Below are 23,908 nucleotides of genomic sequence, written 5' to 3'. Positions count from 1 at the left end.
CGCCCCGGGGGCTCGCGTCAGTCCAGCACGTGGTAGCGGAGGAAGAGCTCGCCCTCGTGGAAGAAGGCGCTGACCAGGCGCAGGCGGACCCGCGGCTCCAGGGGCCGGGACCCCATGACCATGGTCTTGTCCTCCGCATAGCCGACGATCTTCGGCGCCACGGTCCAGAAGAGCTCGTCCACCACGCCGGCCTCCAGCATGGCGAAGTTCACCGTCGGACCGCCCTCGCTGAGGAGGCGCCGGATCCCGTAGCGCTCCCGCAACAGGGCCAGGGCCGCCCGCATCTGCACCCGGTCCTCCCCCGCGAAGGCCACGTCGGCGACGCGGCGGACGGCCTCGATCCGCTCGCCGGGCGCGGCCCGGCGGGTGATGACCAGGGGACGGCGCGGAGCGTCCCGGAAGAACCGGGCGTCCAGGGGCAGGTCGCACGAGCCGGTGATCACCACCGGCAGCGGCTGGGCGGGGAGGCCGCGGGCCTGGCGCCGTTCGGCGTACTCGTCGGGCACCCGGGGGGGTACGTCGTAGGCGCGCACCGTGCCCGCCCCCCGCAGCACGGCGTCGACGGGCGCCCGCAGCCGGGCCATCAGGGCGTGGTCCACCTTGCTGCCGATGGCCTCCTTGATGGCGCCGCGCCCCATGGTCACCTTGCCGTCCACCGTGGTGACCATGTTCACCAGCACGTAGGGGCGATGGGGCGGCCCCTCGGGCAGATCCAGGTCGTCGTAGATGGTCAGGGGATCGGGCCAGGGGCGCGCCTCGGGGTAGAGCTGCTGCACCAGGGGTTCACCTGCCCTCATCCGGATTGCCGGTGGGTGTGCTGGTCGACGTTTCCAGCGCACCCCGGCTCGATCTTATCCTTGCCCGGGAGGGGTTGCCTACCGTTGCCTGACACGTCGTCTCGAGCCACTCCCGGCGACGGCGGCCACCAAGGCCGCGAGATCCCGGGCCGCGTTCTCGCCCCGGTCGAGCACGAGCCCGCATTCCTCCCAGGGGGAGGTTCCCCATGCCCGGCGCGTGCAGCTCCTTGCGCGGGGCGGGTCCGCCAGCGATCGGCTCCGCGGCGTGAAAAAACGGGCCGGGCGGCGTGGCCCGGGGCCACGCCGCCCGGCGAACCGGTGCGAGGGGCGGGACTCGAACCCGCACGGGATAAACCCACACGCCCCTCAAACGTGCCTGTCTGCCAATTCCAGCACCCTCGCACGTCGCGCCCGCACGGACGGGGCGGGACGGGAAAGGCGGACAGGAACGTCACGCCCTGTCCGCCGGTGCCGAAGGTGGGATTCGAACCCACACGGGCTTACGCCCACGGCGCCCTGAACACCGCGTGTCTGCCAGTTCCACCACTTCGGCATGGATGCGCTGCCGCTCGGATCGGCCGCGCACTGGTAATATAGCACCCTGCCCGGCGGCGCGCAAGCCGTCTTCGGGTCCTCACCCCGCGGCGCCAAGCCCGCGGCCGGCGGCCGCGCCGGCCTGGCGCACCGCGTGCCACAGCGCCGGCAGGCGCCGGTACAGCCATACGTACACCCGATAGTCGCGCAACACTCCGGTGACGAACCGGCGCGTCTCTGGGTAGGGGATGGCCTCGGCGCCGCGCCGGGGGTGCCAGCGACCCCGGGCGATCCAGTCGTCCACCGTCCCCTCCCCGCCGTTGTAGGCCGCCAGGGCCGCCACGGCATCGCCCCCGAAGCGCTCGAGCAGGTAGGCGAGGTACGCGCACCCCAACCGAAGGTTGTACGCCGGCTCGAAGAGCCGGTCCGGATGATACCCCCTGAGCCCCAAGCGCCCCGCCACCCAGGCCCCGGTCTCCGGCATGACCTGCATCAGCCCCCGGGCGCCCCGCTCCGAGACGGCGCGGGGCTCGAATCCACTCTCCCGCCGGACCACCGCCGCGACCAGCAACGGGTCGAGCCCGCACGCGGCCGCCTCCCGGTGGACGAGGTCGGCCATCGGGATGGGATAGGCGGCATACAGGGCCGCCAGGACGGCGAGGAGCCCGAGCAGCCCCGCGGCTCCCCAGGGCAGCCAGCGTCCGCGGCGGACGACAGGCGGACCCCATCGCCCGCCGGTCTCCACCGCTGCGCCCGCTCCGCTGCCGGCCGCGCCCAGCCGCACGAGGCTGGGACTCCGCTCCGGCAGGACGGGATCCCCGACGGCGGGCGGCTCCGCCCGCCCGGCGGGGCGCCGCACCCCCGCGCCCAGCCGGCGGCTCACGCGCCGTCGCCCTCCCCGTCCGGCGCCGCGCCCCGCAGCACGTGCCGACGCCACGCCGCCTCCACCTGCCGGCGGGTCGCCTCCAGCTTGCCGCCGTTGTCGATCACCACGTGGGCGCGGGCTGCCTTCTCCTCCAGGGGCCACTGCGCGGCCATCCGACGCGCCAGCTCCTCGGCGGAGAGGTCGGGATCCCGGCGCCGAAGCCGCGCCAGCCGCACCTCCCGCGGTGCGGTGACCACCCAGATCTGGTCCACCCGGTGCTCCGCGCCGACCTCGAAGAGGAGGGGCACGTCCCAGACCACCGCAGGATGGCGCCCGCCGGCCAGCAGGGCGCCGATGCGCTCCCTCGTCCGCCGGTGGATGGCCGGGTGCAGGATGCGCTCCAGCTCCTGGCGCGCCCGCTCGTCTTGGAAGACGATGCGACCCAGGGCGCGCCGGTCGAGCTCGCCGGCGGGGGTGAGCACCGCCGGTCCGAAGACCTGGACCACCCGGTCCAGGGCGGGCTCGCCCGGCCGCACCACCTCGCGGGCGATGGCGTCGGCGTCGACGACGGCCGCGCCCAGGGCCTCCAGCATGCGCGCGACGACGCTCTTGCCGCTGCCGATGCCGCCGGTGAGGCCGATCAGCAAGGGGCGGACCCGCGCGGAGGCCGGCCGCGCCCCCTCCCCGCCGGTCCCCGGGTCGCCCGCGTCGCCGCGGCCCGGCGGCAGGGGGCCGTCAGCCGGCCTCACAGGTCGACCCGCTGGCCGCCCAACCGCTCCAGGGACGCCTCCCGCAGCGTCTTCTCGGAGGTGATGGTCAGCCGCCAGCGGCCTCCCTCCAGGGGCTTGATGGCCAGCTCGCCGGTCACGCCCAGGTTCTTGCGCAGGCGCTGGACCGCCGCCTCCAGCTTCTTCGGGTCGTCGAACTCCAACGCCACCACCATCATGTCGGACCGACCCCCTCAAACCCTGCCGACGACGCCGCTGCGCCACCGGTCCGGCGCTGCGACCGCGTCCCGCCTCCCGTTCGGACCGCAGCCGTCGCGATTATACCGCGCGCCCGGGGCCCTCGCGATGACAGGCGCTGTCGGCCGGACGGCGCGTCGGCCGGGCCACCGCCCGCCGGAACCGGCGATTTCCTGTTCTGTCGATCTCCGTCCTCATGACCATGGATTGAACGATGTCGAGAAATCTACGACTTCTTATAATTTACGCGTAAAAAGTTGAAATAGCCTATTTCCATACACAAACGTGGCGAACGCCGTGCGGCGGGGACGCCACGGCGGACGACGGTTCACGACATACGGTTGGAGGAGGGGCTCCCATGCAGGCTGCTGCCAAGGAGCAGGTCACCCCGGCCAGCCCGCAGCCGCCCGGCCGGTCGGCTGGAGGCGCGTCGCCCGGCGGGCCGATCCTGGCCGTCGCCCTGGCCCTGGCCTTCGTCCTCGCGGGGCCGGTGGCGGCCGTGGCCGGCGAGGCGCACCCCGGGCTGACGGGCGGTGCCCCCGTCCTGGCCCGCGCCCACGACGCCGACGAAGGCGGTCCGGGCGGCTCATCCGGCCGGGGCATCCAGGACGCGGACGGGATCGCGACCCAGGGCGCGCCCCGGCCCGGGGCCGCCACGCTGCGCGCGGACGGTGCCACCGGATGGCGTCGGGACGCACCCACCGGACCCCACAAGGGCGGATCGGACGTAGGGCATCGGCATCTCCGCGGCGGGAGAGAGGGTCGCCCAGCCGAGCGCGAGGGTCGCCCAGCCGCCCGTGGGCCCCAGCGTCGGCACCCGCCCATGGCCCTGAGCCCCTGGGAGCTGCGCCTCCTGGCCCAGATGATCGAGGCCGAGGCGGGCGCCGAGCCGTACGCGGGCAAGGTGGCCGTAGGGGCGGTGATCCTCAACCGGGTGCGCAGCCCCCTCTTCCCGGACACCGTGGAAGCGGTGATCTTCCAGCCCTGGCAGTTCGAACCCATCCTGAACGGCTGGTTCTGGCGCGAGCCGAGCCCCGCGTCCTGGCGGGCCGCCCGGGATGCCGCCCGCGGCGAGGATCCCACGGGCGGGGCCCTCTACTTCTGGAACCCGGCCGAGAGCGGCCATCAGCCCCATCTGGAGGCGCGGCCCAGTGCGGGGTGGATCGGCAACCACCGCTTCGCGTACTGAGGGCGGACCGGCGGGCGGCCGCCGGCGCCCGCCGGTTGCACACCTCGCGGATTGCAGCTGCCAAGCGCGCTTCCATCGAGTCCCGTCTCACCTGTTGACGCGTCTCTCCCCACCCGAACAGGAAACATTTTGCTAATGATCGCAATTGTTGCGCGTCCCTATAATTCATTGCGTCAATGTTACATCACCATTTCACCCGGGGAGGGACGCGATGGTGCAGCGGCGTTGGCAGCGGACGCTGGCAAGCCTCGTGGCGGGGTTCGGCCTGGCCGGCCTGACCCTGCTGGGTACCGCGGCCCCGGCGGCCGCCCACGGCGGTCCGGCCTTCGTCACCCACTACGTGCGCTGGGGCGAGACCATCTGGAAGATCAGCCAGCGCTACGGGGTGCCGATGGCCGACATCGTCGAGCTGAACCGGCTGCCGTCGGCCGACGTGGTGTGGGCCGGCACGTATCTGGCGATCCCCAAGGTGGAGCGGTATGACATCTACACCGTGCGACCCGGGGACACGCTCTTCAAGATCGCCCGCAAGTACGGGCTGACGGCGGCGGCCCTGCAGCGGGCCAATGCCCTGGGGACCGACGAGATCGTGCCCGGCCAGCGCCTGATCGTGCCCCTCGGCGGCTGGAGCGGCGGATCGGGGAGCGGCGACTCGGGACGCCCGGCCGCGCCGGCCGCGCCGGAGCGGGGCGGTCGCACCGGGTCCGGGGTGCACGTCAGCGACTACGAGCTGCGCCTCCTGGCCCAGATGGTCGAGGCCGAGGCGGCCGGCGAGCCGTACGTGGGCAAGGTGGCCGTCGCCGCCGTGATCCTCAACCGCGTCAAGAGCCCCCTGTTCCCGGACACGGTGGCCGGGGTGCTCTTCGAGCCCTATCAGTTCGAACCCGTGCTCAACGGGACCTTCTGGCAGGAACCCAGCGCCGAGTCGTGGCAGGCGGCCATCGACGCCGTCAACGGCTGGGATCCGACCGGCGGCGCCCTCTACTTCTGGAACCCGATGAAGTCCGGCTACCAGCCCTTCTTGGAGAGCCGGCCCAGCGCGGGCTGGATCGGCAACCACCGGTTCGCCTACTGAGCCGGCGGCGGGACCCCGGTGCGGCGCGGGGTGGGCGCGAGGGCCCGGCGCCGCGGAGCGGGCGGTCCCCGGCGCCGCCTGCGGCGGTGCCCCGCTGCGGTGAGGGGTGAGGCGATCCGCCGGCGCGCTGCCGGCGGATCGCCCTTGCCCCACGGCGCATGACGGGCCGGCCGCCGGGCGTCGCCCCGGCATGATGGCCGCCGGCCCTGGGACGGCCGGGATGCGGCCGGGGGCGCTGGGAACGGCCCGCGATGGGGCGCACGGCTTGGGATGGGGTGCGCGGCGCGCCGTCGGCGCCGCGCCGGCCATGGCATCGGCCGCCGCCGGGCCACGGCATCGGGTGCTGCCCGCGAGGGGGCGGGGAGCTGCGGCTCCCCGCCCCCTCGCGTCCACGGTTGCTCGGCCGCCGGGGTGGCCACGCTACAGGAGCCGGGTCCTTCCGCCCACTCCGGGCCCGGCAGAGGAGCGAGGGCCATGTCGCCGCGCGATGGGCGACCTGACGCGACCGAGGAGGGGACCGGGAGGCCGCCGGTCAGGGGCCGGGTTCGTCCCGAACCCGGCGCCCCGGCGCCCGATCGACCCGTGACCTCCGGCGCCCCGTCCTCCTTCACCGACGACGACCGCTGGATCGACGAGCTGGAGGAACTGGCCGACGCCCAGGCCCGGGCCATCGGCGTGCGTCCCCAGGTGGAATTCGAGGTCCCCGGACTGCGGGTGACGGCGGACATCGGCGGTCCGGAACCCGACGCCACGGCCTACGGGGCCCCGCAGGCCACGCGGCCCGCCCCCGGGGCGGGCGGTCCCGCCGCCCCGTCCCCCGGCGGCGCCGCCTCGCCGACGCGTCCCGGCCCCAGCCGGCGCCCGCGGGATCGCCGCGAAGACGACGCCTAGCGGGCGAGAGGGCCGGCACCCCGGCGAGGGCAGGCCGCGCCCCGGCCGACCTCGCCGCCGGCGGCGTCGGGCGGGGGTTGGCAACGGGGGCAGAAGTGAGCGGTGCGCCCGGCCAGGGGCAGGGCGGCGATCGGCGTGCCGCACCGGGGACAGGGCTCGCCCGCGCGGCCGTAGACGGCCAGGCGCTCAGCGAAGCGCCCGCGGCGCCCAAGGCCGTCGCGGTAGTCGGAGAAGGTCGTGCCGCCGGCGGCCAGGGCCTCGCGGAGGACGCGGCGGACCGCCCGCACCAGCCGGCGCAAGGCGGTCGGCGACAGGCTCCCCGCGGGATGGGCCGGGTGCAGACGGGCGCGGAAGAGGGCCTCGTCGGCGTAGATGTTCCCGAGGCCGGCCACCACCCGCTGGTCCAGGAGCACGGCCTTGATGGGCGCCCGCCGCCCGGCCAGCCGCCGGGCCAGCTCCGAGGCCGTGAAGCGGCGGCCCAGGGGTTCGGGCCCCAGGCTGCGCAGCCCCGGTGGTATGGGGTCCGGTCGGCCGGGGTCGCCGCGCCACTCCGGCGGCCTGGGGCCCGGCTGGTCCGGGTCGCCGCGCCGCTCCGGCGGCGTGGGGTCCGGCCGGCCCGGGTCGCCGCCCGCAGCCTGGAGGCTGCGGGCGCCGGCACCCGCGCTGCGAGCCGTCGGCGGCATCCCGGCATCGCGCTGACGGCGGGCGCCGTCGCCGGGCCTCAGCCCGGGCCCCCGGCCCAGGGGGCTCCGCCCCAGCAGGTACACCCGGCCGAAGCGCCGCGGGTCGGAGAGGCGCAGCTCCTCCCACGGCCCGGCGTCGGCCAGCTCCCACACCACGTGGGTGTGGGGCGGCAGGGGCTCGTGGCGGCGCGCCAGGGTGAGCCGGCCGGTCATGCGCAGGTGGATCGCCAGCCACCGCCGCCGCGGCCGCCGCGCCGCGCCGAGGGGAGCCGATGCCGCCGGCTCGCGCCCCCCGGGAACGCATCCCTTCGCGGACGCAACCGAGGGCGTGCCGTGCAGGGCGGCGTCCGCCGCCCCTGAGCCCGCTCGGCCCTGGCGGGCCCCTCGGCCCCGGCGGAGCGCCGCGGCGGCCGCTTCGTCGGGGACCTCCACCTCGAAGAGCAGGTACTTGCCGCGGCGCGCGAACCGGAGGAACCGGCCCCCGCGGAGGAGGCGGTCGAACTCCGCCGGCGACGCCCCCACCACCACCTCGGGGCGCAGGACCCGCACCCCCGCGACCCGCGCCCCCCGCAGGTGGCGCTCCAGATCGCGGCGGATGGTCTCCACCTCGGGCAGCTCAGGCACCGGCGTCGACGGCCTCCATCTCGTACCAGTTGGCGCCGGCCTTGACCTCCACCACCAGCGGCACCGCCAGGGTGAAGGCACCCTCCATCTCCCGCCGCAGCAGGGCGGCCACGGCGGGCACCTCGTCCTCCGGCGCCTCGAGCAGGAGCTCGTCGTGGACCTGCAGGACGATCCGTGCCCGCAGCCCCTCCTCGGCCAGCGCCCGGTACACCCGGATCATCGCCAGCTTCATGATGTCGGCGGCGGTCCCCTGGATCGGCGTGTTGATCGCCACCCGCTCGGCGTTCTGGCGGATGTGGTAGACGCGGTGGCGGATCTCCGGCACCGGTCGGCGCCGGCCCAGCAGGGTGCTCACCTCGCCCTCCTGGCGGGCGCGTCGGACGGTCTCCTCCATGTAGCGCTTGACCCCGGGGTAGCGCTCGAAGTAGCGATCGATGAAGCGCCGGGCGTCGGCCCGGTCGATGCGCAGGGCGCGGGCCAGGCCGAAGTCCGTCTGCCCGTAGGCCAGGCCGAAGTTCACCGCCTTGGCCACCCGCCGCTGCTCGGGCGTGACCCGCTCCAGGGGTACGCCGAAGATCTCGCTGGCCGTGCGGGCGTGGACGTCCTGCCCGCGGGCGAAGGCCTCCAGCAGCCCGGGGTCGCCGCTGTAGTGGGCCAGCACCCGCAGCTCGATCTGCGAGTAGTCGGCCGCCACCAGGCGGTGGCCCGGCGGCGCCACGAAGGCGCGCCGCAGGGAGCGGCCGGGTTCGTCCCGGATCGGGATGTTCTGCAGATTGGGCTGGGTGCTGGAGAGCCGGCCCGTCGCCGCCACCGTCTGCTGGAAGGTGGTGTGGATGCGACCGTCGGGGCCGATGTGCTCCGCCAGCCCGTCCACGTAGGTGCCCTGCAGCTTGACCAGGGACCGGTACTCCAGCACCAGCTCGGCGATGGGGTGCTTGGCCGCCAGGGTCTCGAGCACCTCGGCGTCGGTGGAGAAGCCGGTCTTGGTCTTCTTCACCACCGGCAGGCCCAGGCGTTCGAACAGGATCTGCCCCAGCTGCTGGGTGGAGTTGATGTTGAAGCGCTCGCCCGCCAGCTCGTAGATCTGCTCGGCCAGCTCCTGGCTGCGCCGGGTGAAGAGCCGGCCCAGCTCCTCCAGCTGGCGGCGGTCCACCGCGATGCCGGCCTCCTCCATGGCGGCCAACACCGGCACCAGCGGCAGCTCGATCTCGCGATACACCCGCTCCAGGCCGCGGGCGGCGATCTCCGCCTCCACCGCGGGGCGCAGCCGGGCGCAGAGGGCGGCGTCGCGTCCCAAGAGCGCCACGGTGCGGCAGGCCGGGTCGGCGGGACGGTCGGCGGGCCCCTCCTCCAGGTCCCAGCCGAAGAACTGCCGGGCGGTGTCCACGAGGTGGTAACGGTTGCGCACCGGGTCGAGCAGGTACGCAGCCAGCTTGAGGTCGGCCACCGGCGGCGGCAGGAGCGCCTGGCCCGAGGCCGATCCCGCGCCGTCGCCCCTGGCCGCTCCCGAGGGCGCGGGGGCTCGCTCCCCGGTCGCCTGGCGCAGCAGAAGCCGGTACAGCGGCTTGAGGTCGAACCCGGCCAGCGGCCGGCCGCGCAGGGCGCGCAGCACCGCCTGCACGCCGGGACCGGCGGTCCCGGCGCCTCCCGCGTCGCCGCGGACGCCTGCCGCCGCGGGGGAGGGATCGTCCGCGGAGCCGGCGCCGGCCCCCGGCGGAGCGGTCCGGCCCGCCGCACCAGGCCGGGCGCCCGCGCCATCACCTGCGGTGGACCCAGCCGTCCACGCCGCGGCCCGCCCCCCCGCCGCCAGGCCGAGGCCGGCCAGGACGGCCCCGGCTCCACCCCGGGGCTCGTCCCCCTCCCCCTCCCACGACGCCACGACGGCGACGGCGAACCGCTGCCCCACCGCCGGCGCAACCGGCTCGGTTGCCGGGTCGGCGTCCTCGGGCGCCGCGCCGGCATCGGCCCCCGCCGCCGCGTCCAGCCAGGACGCCACCGCCTCCGCGGTCAGCTCCTCCACCGCGCCCGGCCAGCCGGCGCCCGCGTCCGCGGTGCCGGGGGCGAGCCCGTCGGCTCCGGCGAGCCCGGTGGGCGTCCCCGCCTCGGGGCCGCGGGCGGAAGCCGGTTCGTCCGTCGCACCCCGTCCGCCTCTCGCCCCGTCGTCGCCTGCACGGCGCGGGTCCGCACCGGCCCTGGCCCCGGACGGGCCGGCCCGATCCCCGTCGCGGGGTGCCCCCCTGGGCGGTCCCCCGGCCTGGTGGCGCGGGGCGCCCTGGATTCCGCCGGCCGCCGGCGCCGTCAGCCCCAGCCGCTCCACCAGGCTGCGGAACTCCAGCCGCATGAGCAGCGGGCGCAGCACGCCGGGATCGGCCGGCCGGCGGATCCAGCGCTCGGGGTCGAAGTCCACCGGGGCGTCGGTGCGGATGCGGGCCAGCTCCCGGCTCATGCGCGCCTGATCGGCGTATTCGCGCAAGGCAGCCGGCAGCTTCTTGCCGCCCGCCTCCTCGGGGTTGGCCAGCACGGACTCCAGGTCGCCCAGGCGCTGGATCAGCTTGAGCGCCGTCTTCTCGCCGATCCCCGGCACCCCGGGGATGTTGTCCGAGGCGTCGCCCATCAGCGCCTTGACGTCCAGGTACTGGGCGGGCTCGATCCCCATCTCCTGGCGGATGCGCCGGCGGTCGTAGCGCTGGACGTCGCTGATCCCCCGCCGGGTCAGCAGCACCTCGATACCCTCGTCCAGCAGCTGCAGCACGTCCCGGTCGCCGGTGACCAGCAACACCCTGGGTACCCCGGCCGCCCGGGCCCGACGGGCCAGGGTGCCCAGCAGGTCGTCGGCCTCGAAGCCGTCGTGCTCCACCATGGGGACGCCCATGGCGGCCAGCACGTCCTTGAGGATCGGGAACTGGCTCCGCAGGTCGTCCGGCGTCTCCGGGCGGTGTCCCTTGTAGTCGGGGTACCGCTCCACGCGGAAGGTCGGCAGGCCGCGGTCGAAGGCGACGGCCAGGTAGCGGGGTCGCTCCTCCTCCAGCAGGCGCAGCAGCATGGTGAGGAAGCCGTACACCGCGTTGGTCGGCAGGCCGTCGGCCGTGGCCAGGGGTGGCAGGGCGAAGAAGGCCCGGTACATCAGGCTGTGGCCGTCGATCAGGACCAGTTTGTCTTCGAGATGCTCCGGGTCGGGCGCCAGCAGGTCCTGGGGGCGGGATGGGACACCGCTACCCCGTCCCTGGGAGCGCCCCGTCCCTCCCCGACGCCCGCCGGCCGTACTGCCCTCCTGCCCCGCCGGCGGGGTCTTCGACCCCCCGGCCACCGGCCGGGGCCAGGTTCCTCCTGACCAAGTCGCGCCCGGCGACCCGGCTACCTGTTGCTGGCGATCGGCGTCCATCGACGTGCTGCCCCCTCCCCGCGACAACCGCGCCGGGCGGCTCCCATGCCTCCGTGCCCGTCGCGCCCCCATGGGGTGACGGGATTTGTCCCGTTCATTGTAGCATCGGCCACCGCCGCACCGGTCCCGCCACAGCCTCCACGAAGAGCCGGGCCCCCCGGCCGTCTGGCCGGAGGGCCCATGGCACCGCCCCCTTGGCGGGTCTGTAGACAAACCGGGCCGGCCCCGCGGCCGGGCCCTTAAGCTGCCATCCGCGACCACGGTGACCGGCATCCGGCACCGGCATGCGCCACCCCACGCTTACAGGCATCCGCCACCCGTATCCGCCACCGGCGTCACCGGTAGCTGGCGTCGAGGTGGTAGCTTCCCGAGCCGGCGTAGCTGTAGACCTCCACAAGGTAGGTGCCCGTGGCCGTCGGCTGGTAGAGGATCCGCTCCTCCCGGGCCGTCCCCTCCGACCGCGCCACCAGGCGCCCGGCCGGATCGTACAGGTAGAGGTCGAAGTCCGGGCTGCAGCTCCAGATGCCGCAGCTGGGGTCGTGAACAGCTTGCCGAAACATAGTCAGACATAGGCAAACATATGTGCTATATTTCAGGTATGAAGCTCTCCGAGTGGGCCAAGCGTGAAGGAATCAGTTACATCACCGCCTGGCGTTGGTGGAAGGCGGGCCGGCTGCCCGTCCCTGCCCGGCAGACCCCATCCGGGACCATTCTCGTGGACCTGCCAGCTCCGGCAAAAGGGAAGACGGTGGTGTACGCCCGCGTTTCCTCTCACGACCAGAAGAGCGATCTCGACCGTCAAGTTGCCCGGGTCACGGCATGGGCGACGGAGCACGGGTTTCATGTGGGCCAGGTGGTCACGGAAATCGGGTCCGGGCTGAATGGGAAACGGGCGAAGTTTCGCCGACTTCTGGCCGACGCATCGGTTGCAACGATTGTGGTGGAACACCGTGATCGGTTGGCCCGCTTTGGGGTGGAGTACCTGGAAGCCGCTCTCGCAGCCCAGGGACGGCGGATCGTGGTCGTGGATCCGAGCGAATCAACGGATGACCTTGTGCGCGACATGATTGAAGTGTTGACCTCCTTCTGCGCTCGATTGTATGGCCGGAGGGGGGCGCGCAATCGGGCCCTGCGAGCCCTGGCGGCAGCCCGTAGGGGCGATGTCGAATGAAGGTTCTTCAAGCGTACCGCTTCGCCCTGGACCCCACACCCCGCCAGGAACGGGCGCTGGCCTCCCACGTGGGCGCCCGTCGCTTCGCATTCAACTGGGGCCTGGCCCTGGTGAAAGAGCGCCTGGAAGCCCGTGCCCGGGGTGAGGATGTGGAGGTGCCGTGGACGCTTCCGGCCTTGCGGCGGGAGTGGAACCGGCAAAAGCACCTCGTCGCCCCCTGGTGGCGGGAGAACTCGAAGGAGGCCTACTCCTCCGGTCTGGACGGACTCGCCCGGGCCCTGCAGAACTGGTCGAAGAGCCGCCAGGGTGAACGTAAGGGCCGCCGGGTTGGATTCCCGCGCTTTCGGAAGAAGGGGCGGGGTCGTGAGTCCGTGCGGTTCACCACCGGCGCGATCCGGGTGGACGACAAGAGCCACGTTGTCCTGCCTCGGATCGGGCGGGTGAAGACCCACGAACCGACGACGGCCCTGCTGGAGCGAGTCCAGGCGGGGACGGCCCGCATCCTTTCGGCCACCGTCTCGCGCGAAGGCAGCCGGTGGTTTGTCAGCTTCACCTGCGAGGTGGAGCGGCCGCCGGGCCGCCCCCGGTTCCCAGACAAGGTGGTGGGCGTGGATGCCGGTGTGCGGCACCTGGCGGTCCTTTCGACCGGCGAGGTGTGGCCGAATCCCCGGGCGCTTGAGAAAGCGCTGAAGAAGATCGCCCGGTGGAACCGCGCCCTAGCCCGCCGCCAGGAGGGCAGCCGGGGGTGGCAACAGGCCCGCCGCCGGCTGGCCCGGCTCCATGCGCGGGCCCGGAACATCCGCCAGGATGCCCTTCACAAGCTGACGCACCAGCTGGCGACCAGATATGGCGTGGTGGTGGTTGAACAGCTGCATGTGGCGGGCATGTTGAGGAACCGTCGGCTGGCCCGGGCGCTAGCCGATGCGTCCCTGGCGGAGATCCGCCGTCAGCTCAGCTACAAGTGCTCATGGTACGGAGCGAAGCTGATCGAAGCGCCGCCGTTCTACCCGAGCAGCAAGCGTTGTTCCCAGTGCGGCGCGATCAAGCCGTCGCTGCCGCTTTCGCAGCGCACCTTCCGCTGCGAGGAATGCGGGCTCGTGCTCGACCGGGACGAAAACGCGGCCCGGAATCTCGCGGCCCTCGTGGCCGCCGTCGCCGGGAGTGGCCCGGAGACGTTAAACGCCCGTGGACGGGATGGAAGACCTGCCACCTGGCAGGCGGTCCCGGAGGAAGCGGGAAGCCGGCACCGGCACATGGTCGGGTAAGACCGGCACTGCCGATCCGTGAGGATCGGCTGCCTGAAACAGATGACGATGTTTCAGGTAACGGTTGGAGGCCATGTTCATCGTCAGGCCCAGGGGCCGGCTGGCGTCGGTGACGGTCACGCTGTAGACGTCGCTGTCACCGCTGCCCGACAGGGACCCCGCCCAGTAGGCGTGCTGCAGGCCGTCGCTGAAGCTGCCGCTGTACCCACCTGCGGCCTTGACCGCGTTGTAGGCGATGCTGATGCCGGCGCCCCAGTCGATGTCCTTGCCGCCCGGGCCGAAATCCTTCACGTTGCCCGAGGCGGTGAGCAGGCTCTTCACCTGGGACGGCGTGAGCCCGTAGTTGGCGTCCAGCATCAGAGCCGCCGTGCCGGCGATGAAGGGCGTTGCCATGGACGTTCCGCTGTAGGTCACGTACCCCCTGGTCGAACCGGCCTTCGCCGCGGTGATGTTGCGGCCCGGGGCGGTCACGTCGGGCTTGATGCGACCGTCGGCCGTCGGCCCGCGGCTGGAGAACTCGGCCAGCACCCAGCCCCGCTCGCCGGGGTCGTACACGGCCCCCACGGTGACGGCGCTGGCCGCCGCCCCCGGGGCCCCGATGGTGCAGCGGTTGGGCCCCTCGTTGCCCGCCGCCACCATCATGACGATCCCCGCGGTCACGGCATTGTTCACCGCCGTCGACAGCGAGTCGGTACCGTCGGAGCAGCCGGCGGCCCCCAGGGACATGTTGCCGATGCGGATGCCCCCGGCGACCACGCAGGCGGCAACGCGGCACCGCCAGGACGGGCGCTCCGGACCAAACCCTGTGGGTACGGAATCCCGGCGCCACGCACCCATAACGCATCCCCTCCTTGCAGGATCTGGGGATACCATATACGAGGTGGTTCCCCGGTCGCCTCAGTGCCGCAAGCCCAACTTCGCAGGTCTCAGGTCCCGCTTCGCAAGCCTTGGGTTCTGCCGGCGCCCAAGGGCTCGGCCTGTCAGCGTCCTCGCCACCGGCGCCCGATGCGCCAGGCCAGCACGACGGCGCCGGCCAGGGCGGCATACGGCAGCACGATCGCCGCCCCGACCAGGGCCAGGGTGGCCAGGGTGGCCAGGGACCGCAGCGAGGCCTGCCAGGCCAGGCGGACGCGGGTGAACAGGTCGCCGGCGGGAGGGGCAGGCTGGGGCGCCAAGGCCTCGATGGCCAGCTCGATCCGGGCCAGGCGCATGGCCTGTTCCCAGTAGCGGACCTGGCCCTCCAGCTGCTCGATCTCCCCGCGCACCCGCCAGAGCTCCTGTTCCACCTTGAGCAGCTCCTCCACACTGCCCGAACGCCCGGCCAGCTGCCGCAACCGTTCCTCCTGCGCCCGGAGGTTGGCCAGGCGGGCCTGGGTATCCACCCACTGCTGCGAGATGTCTTCGGCACTCAGGGCCCTCAGGTCGACCCGGCCGTCACCGGCCAGGGCCGCTAGGCGGTCCATGGCCTCCTCCAGCCGCTGGTCGGGCACGCGGAGCACCAGGTAGGCGAAGCGGGCCGGTCCCCCGCCCTCCAGCTGCGCCTGCTCGGTGAAGCCTCCCAGGCGCCGGGCCACGGCCTGTGCCTCCCGGAAGGCGGGCTCCACGTCCGGCACGGCCAGCTCCAGGCGGCCGGAGCGGATCAGCCACGGGCCCTGCCGGTCCCGACCCGGACTCGTAGCCAGGAGGCCGGCTGCGGCGGCGTCACCGCCCCGGGGTCCGGGAGCCGGCACGCCGGCGGGGTCCGCGGGCCCGGCTCCTTCAGCCGCTCCCGGCCCGTCCCCGAATCCCTCCGCTCCGGCCTCTGCGGCCTCCCCCGCGCCCGCCCGGTTCGCCGCCACGGTCCCGCCTTCCCGGACCTCGTCGCGATCGGTGGCCACCGGAGGACCGCCGGCGGGAGTGCCCGCCGTTTCCAAGGCGGGCAGGCCCTGCCGGCCCGGAGGGGTGCTTTGCGAGCCGGCCGGGCCGTCACCGGTGCCGCCGAACCGGCCGGCCAGGAGGACCAAGGCCACCATCGCCGCGGCCGCCAGCACCGCCGGCAGGGGCCTGCGCCCCGGCCCGCGCCCCGGAACCCGGCGGCGCCCTGGGCCGTGGCGGCCCCCGTGGCGGTCCCCTTGCTCCGGGCCGGGCCTTGCCGCCGGTTCGGCCCTTTCCCCGGGTGCGGGCCCCACCGCCGGCCGTCCCGCTTCCGGCCGGTCTGCTGGTGCGGACGCGGCCGCGGGGGAGGGGACGCCGGCCGGGATCCCGGTCCGGGCCAGGATGGCCTCCATCAGGCCGGGCGGCGGCTCCACCGTCTCCAGGGCCGCCAGGGCCATGCGAGCCTGGGCTTCGGCTTCCGCCAGGGTCCGGCACCGAGGGCAGCGGGCCAGGTGGCGCTCGATGGCCTGCCGCCGCTGCGGCGGCAGCTGGGCCCGAGCGTCGCCGTCAAGCCAGCGGGACGGGTGGAGTCCCGGGCCCGGGAAACCGGCCAGGAAGTCGATCCAGGACCATCTCATGACGTCTCGCCTCCGGTTCCCGGCGCCCAGCCGGCGCGGATCAAGGCGTCCCGCAGCAGCAGGCGGCCGCGGTGAATCCGGGACCGCACCGTTCCCGGGCGCAAACCCAGGACGGCGCCGATCTCCTCATAGGACAGGTCGTGCAGGTCACGGAGGACGACCGCCACCCGGAACGGCTCGGGCAAGCCGGCCAGGGCGGCGGCAACGGCCTGGCGGATCTCCCCCGCCAGCACCGCCGCTTCCGGACTGGATCCCGGCGCGAAGGGATCGGGCAACCGGACAGGGGGTCGCGCCGCACCTGCCGCGCGGCTCCCGCTCCCGCCCCGGAGGGCGCTGGTACCGGTGCGGGTGCCCCCGCCGCCAGGATCCGGCGTGGCCCCGGCCACCGCGGTCCCGGCTGCCGCGGCACCGGCGCCGTCGCCGGTGCCGCCGGCTCCGGCCGGTGCGGCGGTTCCCCCCTCGCCGGTGGGCGGCCGGTCGGGTTCGCCGGCCGGGCCGGGTTCGTCCCCGACCCCGCCTGCGGAGAGCCCGGCACCGGACCCACCGGCGGGATCCGGAGCGGACCCCAGGGCTGCACCCCTCCTGCGGGTGGAAGCCGGGTGAAGGTCGCCGTGGAGGTCGCCCCACGGCCAGGGTCGCCGTCGGCGCCGGCGCAGCTCGTCCTGGCAGGTGTTGACGGCGATCCGGTAGAGCCACGTCCGGAACCGGGCCTGGCCGCGGAAGCGGGCCAACCGGGTGAACACCCGGAGAAAGACCTCCTGCGTGGCGTCGGCCGCGTCCGCCGGCTGCCCCACCAGCCTGAGACAGAGGTTGTAGACCAGCCCGTGGTGCCGTCGGACCAGTTCCGCAAAGGCCTCGTGGTCCCCCTGGCAGGCCCGCTGGACCAGGTCCTCGTCAGAGACCGGGTCGCCGGCCGGAACCGGGGGGTCGACGGCCTCGCCGCCGGGCGGGGTCCCTGCGGCCGCAGGCCCAGAAGCCAGCCGCCCGCCCTCGCCGAGGTGCATCGCCGTCCTCCTCTCTGCACCGCCTTGGACGCCAGGATCCCGGCGCCGGTTCCTGGGGACCGACACCAACGCCAGCGCATAGGTACCAGGCAATGGGAGGGATGGCACCTTGCATGTCCTGATGCTCACGGCGGCATTCTTCCCGTCCGGACAGACGGCCCACGTCCTGGACCTGGCCCGGGGGCTGGTGCGGCGGGGCCACCGGGTGGACCTGTGGGTCACCCACTCCCGCGGCGGTGGCCAAGCCCACGCCGGTACGGTGGCCGCCCTGGAAGAGGCGGGGGTGGTGGTGCGTTTCCTTCCCGCCCCTGTGGTGGGCGAGCGGGCCGGTCTGCCGGTCGAGCGGTACGACGTGGTGCACGCCCAGTCGTCCTGGTCCTTCGAGCTGGGCCGCCGCCTTGCCGAGATGCTGGGCGTTCCCCTGGTGCTGACCTGCCACGGTCTCGGGCTCGACCAGCCGGCCTACCGGCGCGCCCTGGCAGCGGCCAGCCGGCTCATCTGCGTGGGCCCCCGCGTAGCCGGTGACCTGGGAGCCTACCGGTCGAAGATCGCCGTGGTGGGCAACGGCGTGGATCTGGAACGGTTTCGCCCCGGTATTCGCGAGCCGCGCTGGACCCTCCTGTACGCCGGTCGGGTGGATCGCGGGAAGCGCCCCGCCCTGGCCGCGTTCCGGCGAGCGGTACAGGGACTTCCTCGGGACGCCCAGGTGTGGGCGGCCAGCACCCGCCGCCTGGGAGGGGGGCGAATCCAGAACCTGGGCTGGGTTTCCGAACTGGAGCGGTTGATGGGACGGGTGCACGTAGTCGCTGGCACGGGCCGGGTCATCCGCGAGGGGCTGGCCTCGGGCGCCGCCTGCCTGATCCTGGGGCGGGAGTACCACGGCCCGGTGACCCCGGACCTGGTGGAACGAATGGACTTCCCCGACTTCAGCGGCACCGGCCGCGGCCTGGGACCGCCGGATCCGGCGGCCATCCTCCAGGACCTCTTGCGGCTCTACCGGGACCGGAGGTGGCTGGCGGAGCTGATGGCCTTTGGCCGGCGCTACGCGGAGGCCCACCTCGGGCTCGACGCGATGGTCGAGGCGACGGTGGCGGTCTACAGGGCGGCAGGCGCGGGGGCGCCGGGAGCGGGGCCAGGCCCGGGTCCTTCCGGGGCTGGACCTGAGGCTCCGGGCGCCGAGGGAGGCGGGCCGTCAGGCAACGGGGGTCGGCCGGCCACCGGCGCGGGATGAAGCACCGGAGCAGGCCCAACAGGAACGAAGGAGGGGCGCCGATGGAAACCGGCGAGGGAAAACGCGCAAGGGGCCGGGCCACCTCGCCCGGCCCCTTTTCCTTCAGCTCTTGACCGTGACCGGCCGGTCCGGGATCAGCCGTCCCCTTCCGCGGCCTCCAGGGCCTCCCAGTACCGGAGATAAGGGTACGGGTTGACCGGCCCCGGCTGCCTGCCCTGCCGGCGCAACTCGAAGTGCAGGTGGGGCCAGAACTTGCCCCGGGTCCCCGGTGGGCCGTAGCCCGTGTTGCCCACGTACCCCAGGACCTGTCCCGCTCGCACCCGCTGTCCCACCCGGACCTCGGGAGCGTAGCGGTCCAGATGGGAGTAGTAGGCGAAATAGCCCGTCCCGGCCAGCTCCACGAGGATGAACCAGCCCCCGTAGGGGCTCCAGCCGCGGGCCAGGACCCGGCCCGGCCCCACCGAGCGGACGGGCGTCCCCCTGGCCGCCAGCAGGTCGTTGCCCTGATGCGGCCTGGGCCGCGGGCCCGAAGGGGTCCAGTGCCGCGGATCCCCGAAGGTGTCCCGGTCCAACCGGTAGCTGCCCCGGGGCAGCGGGAAGCGATAATCGGGGCGCAGCAACCGGGGGTCGAGATGGGGGTACCGCGGCCGTACCGTGGCCTCCCACCGGCGCAGGGCCTGGCCGGCGGCTGGGGACAGGAGAATGCGGCGCAGCCGGTCCCGCACCCCCTGTGCGGCCGGAGCGGGAACCCGGGGCGTGCCGCTTGCCCCACCCGGTGATGAACGGGGCCGCCCGCCGCGGTCCCCCTGGGTGTGGGGGCGGGCCGGACCGGGGACCGCGTCGGACACCGGGTCATGGGGCCCGGCGCCGGGACCATGGCCTGGGGCGGCTTGTCCGGCACCCGGACCTCCGGCCTCAATCGCTCCGGCTCCGGGCCCGGCGGGGTCGGAGCCGGAGCACCGAGCGGCTGGCCGTCCCATGCGGCCACCCTCCTTTCGCCTTACCACCTGCTCGCCTCCCCTGGCAGACGGCGCAGAAGCTGCAGGGGCCGCACCGCCAGGCGGTGCGGCCCCTTGCGCCGGTGCCGCCGGTTCGTCAGGTCGTGGGCGGCACGCACTGCGGGGGGAACAGGTTCTCCGGCGGGCAGACCAGGGGCGGCTTGGGAAGGGTGACGCAGGGCGCCGGCACGCAGAAGCCGTAGGCCGGCACCAGCAGCTTGACCAGCGCCTTGGACTGGATCAGCAGGCACAGGTCGACCTCGCAGCAGACCTGGCCGTTGATGATCACGCACGGGCCGCAGCGCGAGCCGGCCGAGTCGCACTGGATCACCGTCCCCTCCGGCGCGCAGAGCAACACCGTCTTGAGGAAGCCAAAGGAATCCTCGAACTGGGCGACCACGCTGTCATTGCGCCGGATGGTGAACTGCATGGTCACGGTGACCAGCAGGGTCACGTCGGCAAAGCCGGGGTTGTTGGGGTCCTCCTCCCGCGAGACCTCCTGGCAGGTGACCTGCACGATCTCACAGGTCACCAGGTCGGAGGGCAGGATCCCCTGGAAGGCGGCGGGGATGGGGAAGCACACGTTCTCCCGCCGGTCCGTCTGGAAACAGAAGTCGTACACCTTGACCGTCTCGATGCAGACGATCTCGGTGGGATCGGGGCACCCGTACACCGGGTCGCATGGCCCGGGCACCACCTGATCGACCTGCTGCGCCCGCACTCCGTCGCTCACGACGATCCCTCCTGCCCCGTGGGCCGGTCTGTTCAGCCTGTCCCGGCAGTCCTGCCGGACCACCGGGCACCCGGCGTGTTACGTGCGGCGGGGGCTCGCGCCCCTGCTTGCCTCCCGGCGCCCGCCCATGGGTCAACCCGGCGGACCCACAAGGCCCGGCCGGTCGTCCCGCCTCGCCTGCTACCGCTATATGAGCCGCCCTCCAGGGTGGCCACGGCCTAGCGCCAAGATTGGGTTCGTGTCCCCGGGGCGAGGCCGGTTGCACCACCCCCTTGGGCGGTCGCCGCGCCCTGCCATGGGCTTGGGTGGGCTGGGGCGCAGTCACGTGACCCGCTCCGCTGGGTGGCCATCCCGTGACACATGGTGGCATAGCCCGGCCAGGATCGCCGTAGAAGCTTGCAGGGCCTGTGGGAGAGGGTGCGTCCCATGGACGCCAGGCGCCCCTGGGGCTGTGGTCCAGGGCAGGATCCCGCTGGTGAAGGCAACGGGCCGTCCCTGCCGCTGGATGAGGGGGTGGCTCCCGCCACCCCAAAGCCTGAGCCGCCCTTGGCCGGACCACCGGTGCCGGATCGCCCCGATGCGGAGCCTCATGTGCGGACCGGGCAGGTCCCAGGGGACCCGGACCCTGCCGCCGGCCTGGTCTTCCTTGGCCTTGGGCCGAATGGGGAACCGTGGAGCTGGCAGCCCCTGCCCGGACAACCTCTTCTAGTGGCGGGTGCCGGTGCCGCCGGAACCCCCTGGCTGGCACGAGCCGGCCCCGTGCCGCGCCGGGCAGCGGGCGAGCCGCTGGTCTGGGCCGGATGGGGTCCTGCTGCCCGGGAGATCCGGTTCCCGCACCTAGGAGCGGGGGTGACGGGAGACGCCCCGACCGTACCCTGGGTGGTTCTCACCCGGTAGGCACGGGGATCCGATCCAGGTGACGTGGATGTGTGGATCGATCCTGGGGGCAGCCCGGCCGGCGGGGGCCGGGTAAGGCCCCTCTGGGGCGAGCGGGTGTTGATGGCCGTTCCCTGCAGCGACCCGCGGGGACGGGCCGTGTTCGTCCCCTGGTTCCGGGCGGGACCGGCCCAGGGTATGGCCGGGATCACGGGGGAGTGGCGCGTCCTCTGGTTTCGGCAACGGTGGCGCGACGAGCCGGTGGTGCCCCGTCCCGCCGGGCGGGGCAATCCGGGCCCGGCCTCCCGCCCTTCCCTCCCGGGCGCGGGAAGCAAGGGGACCGGCTTCATGGCTGCCGGTGCGGGCCCGGTGGGCCTCGTGGGGGTCCGGGACCTTCTTCCAGGACCAACGATCCCGGCCGCCCATGCCTCCACCGGCGCCGCCCGTGCCTCCGCCGGAGTCCGGAGCGGCCCGCTCCCCCGGCCGGCTTCGGCCGGCTGGTGCGGGGGCGCGTCGCCCGTGGTGCTCCTGGTTCTGCCGCGGGGAAGGTGGCCGGCGCCCGCAGGGCCGACCTCCGGCCCTTGCGGGGACTGGCGTGACGCCCGGGAAACCGCCCCGCAGCCTGGGCCGGCGGTTCGGAAGGGTGGGCAACCTGAAAGCGCGCCTCCGGCCCGTCCTGGCGGTCCCGGGCTCTGGCTGGGTATCTGGCGGCGTCACGGGGACGGTTACTGGCTCGCCGAGTGGGTCGACCTCGACCTTTCCTCGCTTTGCCCCCCCACCGGCCGGCCGGCCTCGCCCGGTGCAGGACCCGCCACCGGGCTCTCCGCCCGTCGCCCCCCTGCCGCCTGGGCCATGGTGCGGTTGCTTGTGGCTCCCGCCGGGGGCGCCGCCCTGGTTCTGGCCGGTCGCGGCGGAACCGGGTCTGGCGGGGTGCGGCTCCTCGCCCGGATCACCCCGGAGGGGGAGCTGCGCCGGAAAGCCTGCGGCCGGCAGCCGGACGAACCGGCCCCCGCTAAGGCGGAGGCCGGCCAGGCTCCGGAACCGCCGCCGCCGGTCCAGGCTGGAACCACCGTGGACATCGGCTGGCTGGCGGACCTGGGGGTGACTGCACCCCTCGGGGAGACCTCCCAGGGGACACCGCCCGCCGAGGTGGAGGCGCCCCGGATGCAGCCGTTCCCGCCCGCAGGACCTTCCGGGGAACCTGCGCCGGAACCCGTCCAGGGCGATCTGAGGCCTCCAGGGACAGTGCCGGCGGTGGGGCACGTCGCCAGGCCGGGCAGAAGCCCGTTCCCCCATGGCTCCCGCCCCTAGCCGGATTCTTCCATGGACTTCAAAAGCGACCTGGCCGTACGGACAGGTCTCCCCGGCGGCGTCCTTTCTCTCTTCGGCCGGTACGATGCCAACTCAAACGTTTGCCCCTCAGGCTGCAGATCTGAACAATGGATGCTGGGTTCCACTCAAAAGAGGAGGGAATTTATGGAACGGGCCTCTCTTTGGCGGCGGGCCGCCGCAACGGCGGCGGCCCTGCTCCTGATGGCCGTCACCGCAAGCCCCGCCCAGGCATCGTGGTATCTGGCCCGGTCTCCGTCCGCACCTGCCGCGGTCCGGACCGCCAGCCCGCCGGCTCCCGCCCCGGTCCAGCAGCCCCAGCAAACCGCGCCCCTCCCTGGCACGGGTAACCAGGCCGTGGACACGGCCCGCCCGGTCGCTGCCGGCTCCCCGTCCTGGTACTACGCCTGGAAACTGGCCATCCTCCGCCAGCGTTCGGCCGACGGTACGGCAGGTCCCGCCACCCAGCCGGCACCGGCAGGCGGCAGCACCCCGGCGGCCCCGGCGGCGCCGACGCCCCGCGGCAGTGGGCCGGGTTCCGCGCCGTCCACCCCTGCCCCGGCGGCGCCGTCTCCGTCCAGTCCCGCCGTACGGCCGGCCCTGACGGCCGCGGAGAAACACCTGGTGGACCTGGTGAACGACGCGCGCCGTGACCGCGGGCTCCCGGCCCTGGCCGTCGACCCGGATCTGGTGCGGCTCGCCCGGCTGAAGGCCGAGGACCTCCGCGCCCGCGGCTACTTCGACCACGTATCCCCAACCTATGGCTCGCCCTATGAGATGGAACGGCGCGCGGGCATCTCGGCCCGGGTCATGGGCGCCGAGAACCTGGCCATGTCGCGGGACGTGGACCGGGCCCATCTGCAGCTCATGGCGAGCGGAGGGCACCGGGCCAACCTGCTCAACCCCAGCCACGACGCCATCGGCGTGGCGGTGGTGCCCATTCCGTACGGCGTCCTGGTGGTTCAGCTGTTCCTGGGAGACCGCTACCGGTAGGTAGGTCCCCGGGCCAGGTAGGTGCCGGGGCGGCAACCTGTGAGATGGCCGGCGTCAAACGGGCGGGCGGTGCCGTGGGGCACCGCCCGCCTGCACTCCGGTCCGTCTCCCCGATCCATCCATGCCCTGCCCGGCCCTGCCTGCGCCCATCCCGACCTGCCCGCGCCGTCACGGCGCTACGGCCTGCCGATCTACCGGTCCCGCCCCGACGGCTCCGGCGGCCTGCCGGGATCCTCCGGCGGGCGCTGGCCACCTTTCAGCAGCCGGTAGGCGCCGATTCCCAGCAGCACGATGAGCCCGTACGTCATGCCCAGCATGATCAGCAGGAACGCCTTGGGCAGCTGTGCGCCGCTTGTCCAGTGGCTAGCCAGTTCCAGGGGCGTCATATCGCCTTCCCCCTCCGGGAGCACAGGGCCGCGACGGGTGTCGCGGCCCTGCTCCTTCCGCAGCCGTGCCTCCGGAGAACCCTTCCCGCCCGCTCAGTAGTCCAGCGCCACGCCGTACCACATGATCAGCGCGAAGATCATCGGCGTGATGATGACGTAGATCATGTTGAGCTTCTCGAAACGCAGGTGCATGAAGTTGGCGACGATCAGCACCGCCTTCAGCACCGTCATCAGCAGCAGGATGCCCACCAGCAGGGCCCGGGGCAGGTGGAACAGGACCACGCCCACCTCCAGCACGGTGATCACCAGCAGCCACAGCCAGGTGGTGAAGTACAGCCGGTTGCCGTGATCGTGCTCGTGGCCGTGGCCATGCTCCAGCGCATGCTCCGTGGAACCACTCACCGGGCGCCCCTCCTTCCTCGCCA

21 protein-coding genes and 2 tRNA genes are annotated in these 23,908 nt (G+C 73.9%); 7 read left to right on the top strand and 16 right to left on the bottom strand.

Annotated features, from left to right (window positions below):
- Positions 1–17: 17 nt before the first annotated feature.
- The 6 genes from E1B22_RS05815 to E1B22_RS05790 form a co-directional block, all read right to left on the bottom strand.
- Positions 18–776 carry a dihydrofolate reductase family protein gene (locus tag E1B22_RS05815; protein ID WP_135224919.1) on the bottom strand — a complete coding sequence of 253 codons (759 nt, stop codon included), beginning with the start codon at positions 774–776 and terminating at the stop codon, positions 18–20.
- 340 nt (positions 777–1,116) lie between these two features.
- Positions 1,117–1,199 (bottom strand) — tRNA-Leu (locus tag E1B22_RS05810).
- Positions 1,200–1,266: 67 nt separating this feature from the next.
- A tRNA-Leu gene (locus E1B22_RS05805) sits at positions 1,267–1,350 on the bottom strand.
- An 81-nt stretch (positions 1,351–1,431) separates the two neighbouring features.
- A complete protein-coding gene (locus E1B22_RS05800; RefSeq protein WP_243123778.1) occupies positions 1,432–2,214 on the bottom strand; it encodes a lytic transglycosylase domain-containing protein in 783 nt (260 codons plus the stop codon).
- Positions 2,211–2,945 carry a dephospho-CoA kinase gene (gene coaE / locus E1B22_RS05795; protein WP_243123777.1) on the bottom strand — a complete coding sequence of 245 codons (735 nt, stop codon included), beginning with the start codon at positions 2,943–2,945 and terminating at the stop codon, positions 2,211–2,213. The genes E1B22_RS05800 and coaE overlap by 4 nt, the downstream gene beginning before the upstream one ends.
- The gene (locus tag E1B22_RS05790) at positions 2,942–3,142 is read right to left on the bottom strand and encodes a hypothetical protein (RefSeq protein ID WP_135224918.1); all 201 of its coding nucleotides are present in this window, start codon (positions 3,140–3,142) and stop codon (positions 2,942–2,944) included. Before E1B22_RS05790 ends, coaE begins: the two co-directional genes overlap by 4 nt.
- 377 nt (positions 3,143–3,519) lie before the next feature.
- On the opposite strand from E1B22_RS05790, the gene E1B22_RS05785 reads away from it, so the two are divergent.
- The 3 genes from E1B22_RS05785 (at position 3,520) to E1B22_RS05775 (ending at position 6,316) form a co-directional block, all read left to right on the top strand.
- Positions 3,520–4,350, top strand: coding sequence for a cell wall hydrolase (locus E1B22_RS05785; RefSeq protein WP_135224917.1), 831 nt, complete (start codon positions 3,520–3,522; stop codon positions 4,348–4,350).
- A 211-nt stretch (positions 4,351–4,561) separates the two neighbouring features.
- On the top strand, positions 4,562–5,425 hold the full coding sequence (locus tag E1B22_RS05780) for a cell wall hydrolase (RefSeq protein ID WP_135224916.1): 864 nt from the start codon (positions 4,562–4,564) through the stop codon (positions 5,423–5,425).
- A 474-nt stretch (positions 5,426–5,899) separates the two neighbouring features.
- The gene (locus tag E1B22_RS05775) at positions 5,900–6,316 is read left to right on the top strand and encodes a translation initiation factor 2 (RefSeq protein ID WP_243123776.1); all 417 of its coding nucleotides are present in this window, start codon (positions 5,900–5,902) and stop codon (positions 6,314–6,316) included.
- On the opposite strand, the gene E1B22_RS13200 is transcribed toward E1B22_RS05775, so the two are convergent.
- From E1B22_RS13200 to E1B22_RS05755, 3 genes are all read right to left on the bottom strand, one after another.
- Entirely contained in the window at positions 6,313–7,623 is a 1,311-nt protein-coding gene (locus E1B22_RS13200; RefSeq protein ID WP_243123775.1) for a DNA-formamidopyrimidine glycosylase family protein, read from the bottom strand. The genes E1B22_RS05775 and E1B22_RS13200 overlap by 4 nt on opposite strands.
- Entirely contained in the window at positions 7,616–11,005 is a 3,390-nt protein-coding gene (gene polA, locus E1B22_RS05760; RefSeq protein ID WP_135224915.1) for a DNA polymerase I, read from the bottom strand. Before polA ends, E1B22_RS13200 begins: the two co-directional genes overlap by 8 nt.
- A 335-nt stretch (positions 11,006–11,340) precedes the next feature.
- The gene (locus E1B22_RS05755) at positions 11,341–11,565 is read right to left on the bottom strand and encodes a PPC domain-containing protein (protein ID WP_207669926.1); all 225 of its coding nucleotides are present in this window, start codon (positions 11,563–11,565) and stop codon (positions 11,341–11,343) included.
- Positions 11,566–11,603: 38 nt separating this feature from the next.
- On the opposite strand from E1B22_RS05755, the gene E1B22_RS05750 reads away from it, so the two are divergent.
- On the top strand, positions 11,604–12,176 hold the full coding sequence (locus tag E1B22_RS05750) for an IS607 family transposase (RefSeq protein ID WP_135224914.1): 573 nt from the start codon (positions 11,604–11,606) through the stop codon (positions 12,174–12,176).
- Complete coding sequence (tnpB, locus tag E1B22_RS05745) at positions 12,173–13,441, top strand: IS607 family element RNA-guided endonuclease TnpB (RefSeq protein ID WP_135224913.1); 1,269 nt, start codon at positions 12,173–12,175, stop codon at positions 13,439–13,441. Before E1B22_RS05750 ends, tnpB begins: the two co-directional genes overlap by 4 nt.
- On the opposite strand, the gene E1B22_RS05740 is transcribed toward tnpB, so the two are convergent.
- The 3 genes from E1B22_RS05740 to E1B22_RS05730 form a co-directional block, all read right to left on the bottom strand.
- Positions 13,352–14,278: a S8 family serine peptidase gene (locus E1B22_RS05740; protein ID WP_243123774.1), complete on the bottom strand. Its 927-nt coding sequence runs from the start codon at positions 14,276–14,278 to the stop codon at positions 13,352–13,354. The two genes, tnpB and E1B22_RS05740, sit on opposite strands and share 90 nt — an antisense overlap.
- Before the next feature lie 143 nt (positions 14,279–14,421).
- Positions 14,422–15,933 (bottom strand): DUF4349 domain-containing protein, encoded by a 1,512-nt coding sequence (locus tag E1B22_RS05735; protein ID WP_135224912.1) that lies wholly within the window; start codon positions 15,931–15,933, stop codon positions 14,422–14,424.
- Positions 15,930–16,937 carry an RNA polymerase sigma factor gene (locus E1B22_RS05730; RefSeq protein ID WP_135224911.1) on the bottom strand — a complete coding sequence of 336 codons (1,008 nt, stop codon included), beginning with the start codon at positions 16,935–16,937 and terminating at the stop codon, positions 15,930–15,932. Before E1B22_RS05730 ends, E1B22_RS05735 begins: the two co-directional genes overlap by 4 nt.
- A 109-nt stretch (positions 16,938–17,046) precedes the next feature.
- Here E1B22_RS05730 and E1B22_RS05725 point away from each other — a divergent pair, with 109 nt between their 5' ends.
- Positions 17,047–18,168, top strand: coding sequence for a glycosyltransferase family 4 protein (locus tag E1B22_RS05725; RefSeq protein ID WP_135224910.1), 1,122 nt, complete (start codon positions 17,047–17,049; stop codon positions 18,166–18,168).
- 134 nt (positions 18,169–18,302) lie between these two features.
- Here E1B22_RS05725 and E1B22_RS05720 read toward each other — a convergent pair whose 3' ends face one another.
- Both E1B22_RS05720 and E1B22_RS05715 read right to left on the bottom strand, forming a co-directional pair.
- Positions 18,303–18,893, bottom strand: coding sequence for a M23 family metallopeptidase (locus E1B22_RS05720; protein ID WP_167758855.1), 591 nt, complete (start codon positions 18,891–18,893; stop codon positions 18,303–18,305).
- Positions 18,894–19,263: 370 nt separating this feature from the next.
- The gene (locus tag E1B22_RS05715) at positions 19,264–19,899 is read right to left on the bottom strand and encodes a hypothetical protein (protein ID WP_135224908.1); all 636 of its coding nucleotides are present in this window, start codon (positions 19,897–19,899) and stop codon (positions 19,264–19,266) included.
- Between the two features lie 2,352 nt (positions 19,900–22,251).
- On the opposite strand from E1B22_RS05715, the gene E1B22_RS12865 reads away from it, so the two are divergent.
- Positions 22,252–23,097 (top strand): CAP domain-containing protein, encoded by an 846-nt coding sequence (locus tag E1B22_RS12865; protein WP_207669925.1) that lies wholly within the window; start codon positions 22,252–22,254, stop codon positions 23,095–23,097.
- 191 nt (positions 23,098–23,288) lie between these two features.
- On the opposite strand, the gene E1B22_RS05705 is transcribed toward E1B22_RS12865, so the two are convergent.
- A complete protein-coding gene (locus E1B22_RS05705; RefSeq protein WP_135224906.1) occupies positions 23,289–23,483 on the bottom strand; it encodes a type IV secretion protein Rhs in 195 nt (64 codons plus the stop codon).
- Between the two features lie 93 nt (positions 23,484–23,576).
- Positions 23,577–23,885, bottom strand: a complete 309-nt coding sequence (locus E1B22_RS05700) for a cytochrome C oxidase subunit IV family protein (protein WP_006904428.1) — start codon at positions 23,883–23,885, stop codon at positions 23,577–23,579.
- Between the last annotated feature and the right edge of the window lie 23 nt (positions 23,886–23,908).

The organism is Thermaerobacter sp. FW80 (genome assembly GCF_004634385.1).
Classification (GTDB): Bacteria; Bacillota; Sulfobacillia; order Thermaerobacterales; family Thermaerobacteraceae; genus Thermaerobacter; species Thermaerobacter composti.
This window is presented reverse-complemented; position numbering and strand designations above follow the sequence as displayed.

Excerpts from the sequence above, each read along its gene's own strand:
- E1B22_RS05790 (WP_135224918.1), bottom strand. The coding sequence starts at position 3,142 with ATGATGGTGGTGGCGTTGGAGTTCGACGACCCGAAGAAGCTGGAGGCG.
- E1B22_RS05785 (WP_135224917.1), top strand. The coding sequence starts at position 3,520 with ATGCAGGCTGCTGCCAAGGAGCAGGTCACCCCGGCCAGCCCGCAGCCG.
- E1B22_RS05780 (WP_135224916.1), top strand. The coding sequence starts at position 4,562 with ATGGTGCAGCGGCGTTGGCAGCGGACGCTGGCAAGCCTCGTGGCGGGG.
- E1B22_RS05775 (WP_243123776.1), top strand. The coding sequence starts at position 5,900 with ATGTCGCCGCGCGATGGGCGACCTGACGCGACCGAGGAGGGGACCGGG.
- polA (WP_135224915.1), bottom strand. The coding sequence starts at position 11,005 with ATGGACGCCGATCGCCAGCAACAGGTAGCCGGGTCGCCGGGCGCGACT.
- E1B22_RS05755 (WP_207669926.1), bottom strand. The coding sequence starts at position 11,565 with ATGTTTCGGCAAGCTGTTCACGACCCCAGCTGCGGCATCTGGAGCTGC.
- E1B22_RS05750 (WP_135224914.1), top strand. The coding sequence starts at position 11,604 with ATGAAGCTCTCCGAGTGGGCCAAGCGTGAAGGAATCAGTTACATCACC.
- tnpB (WP_135224913.1), top strand. The coding sequence starts at position 12,173 with ATGAAGGTTCTTCAAGCGTACCGCTTCGCCCTGGACCCCACACCCCGC.
- E1B22_RS05740 (WP_243123774.1), bottom strand. The coding sequence starts at position 14,278 with ATGGGTGCGTGGCGCCGGGATTCCGTACCCACAGGGTTTGGTCCGGAG.
- E1B22_RS05735 (WP_135224912.1), bottom strand. The coding sequence starts at position 15,933 with ATGAGATGGTCCTGGATCGACTTCCTGGCCGGTTTCCCGGGCCCGGGA.
- E1B22_RS05730 (WP_135224911.1), bottom strand. The coding sequence starts at position 16,937 with ATGCACCTCGGCGAGGGCGGGCGGCTGGCTTCTGGGCCTGCGGCCGCA.
- E1B22_RS12865 (WP_207669925.1), top strand. The coding sequence starts at position 22,252 with ATGGAACGGGCCTCTCTTTGGCGGCGGGCCGCCGCAACGGCGGCGGCC.
- E1B22_RS05705 (WP_135224906.1), bottom strand. The coding sequence starts at position 23,483 with ATGACGCCCCTGGAACTGGCTAGCCACTGGACAAGCGGCGCACAGCTG.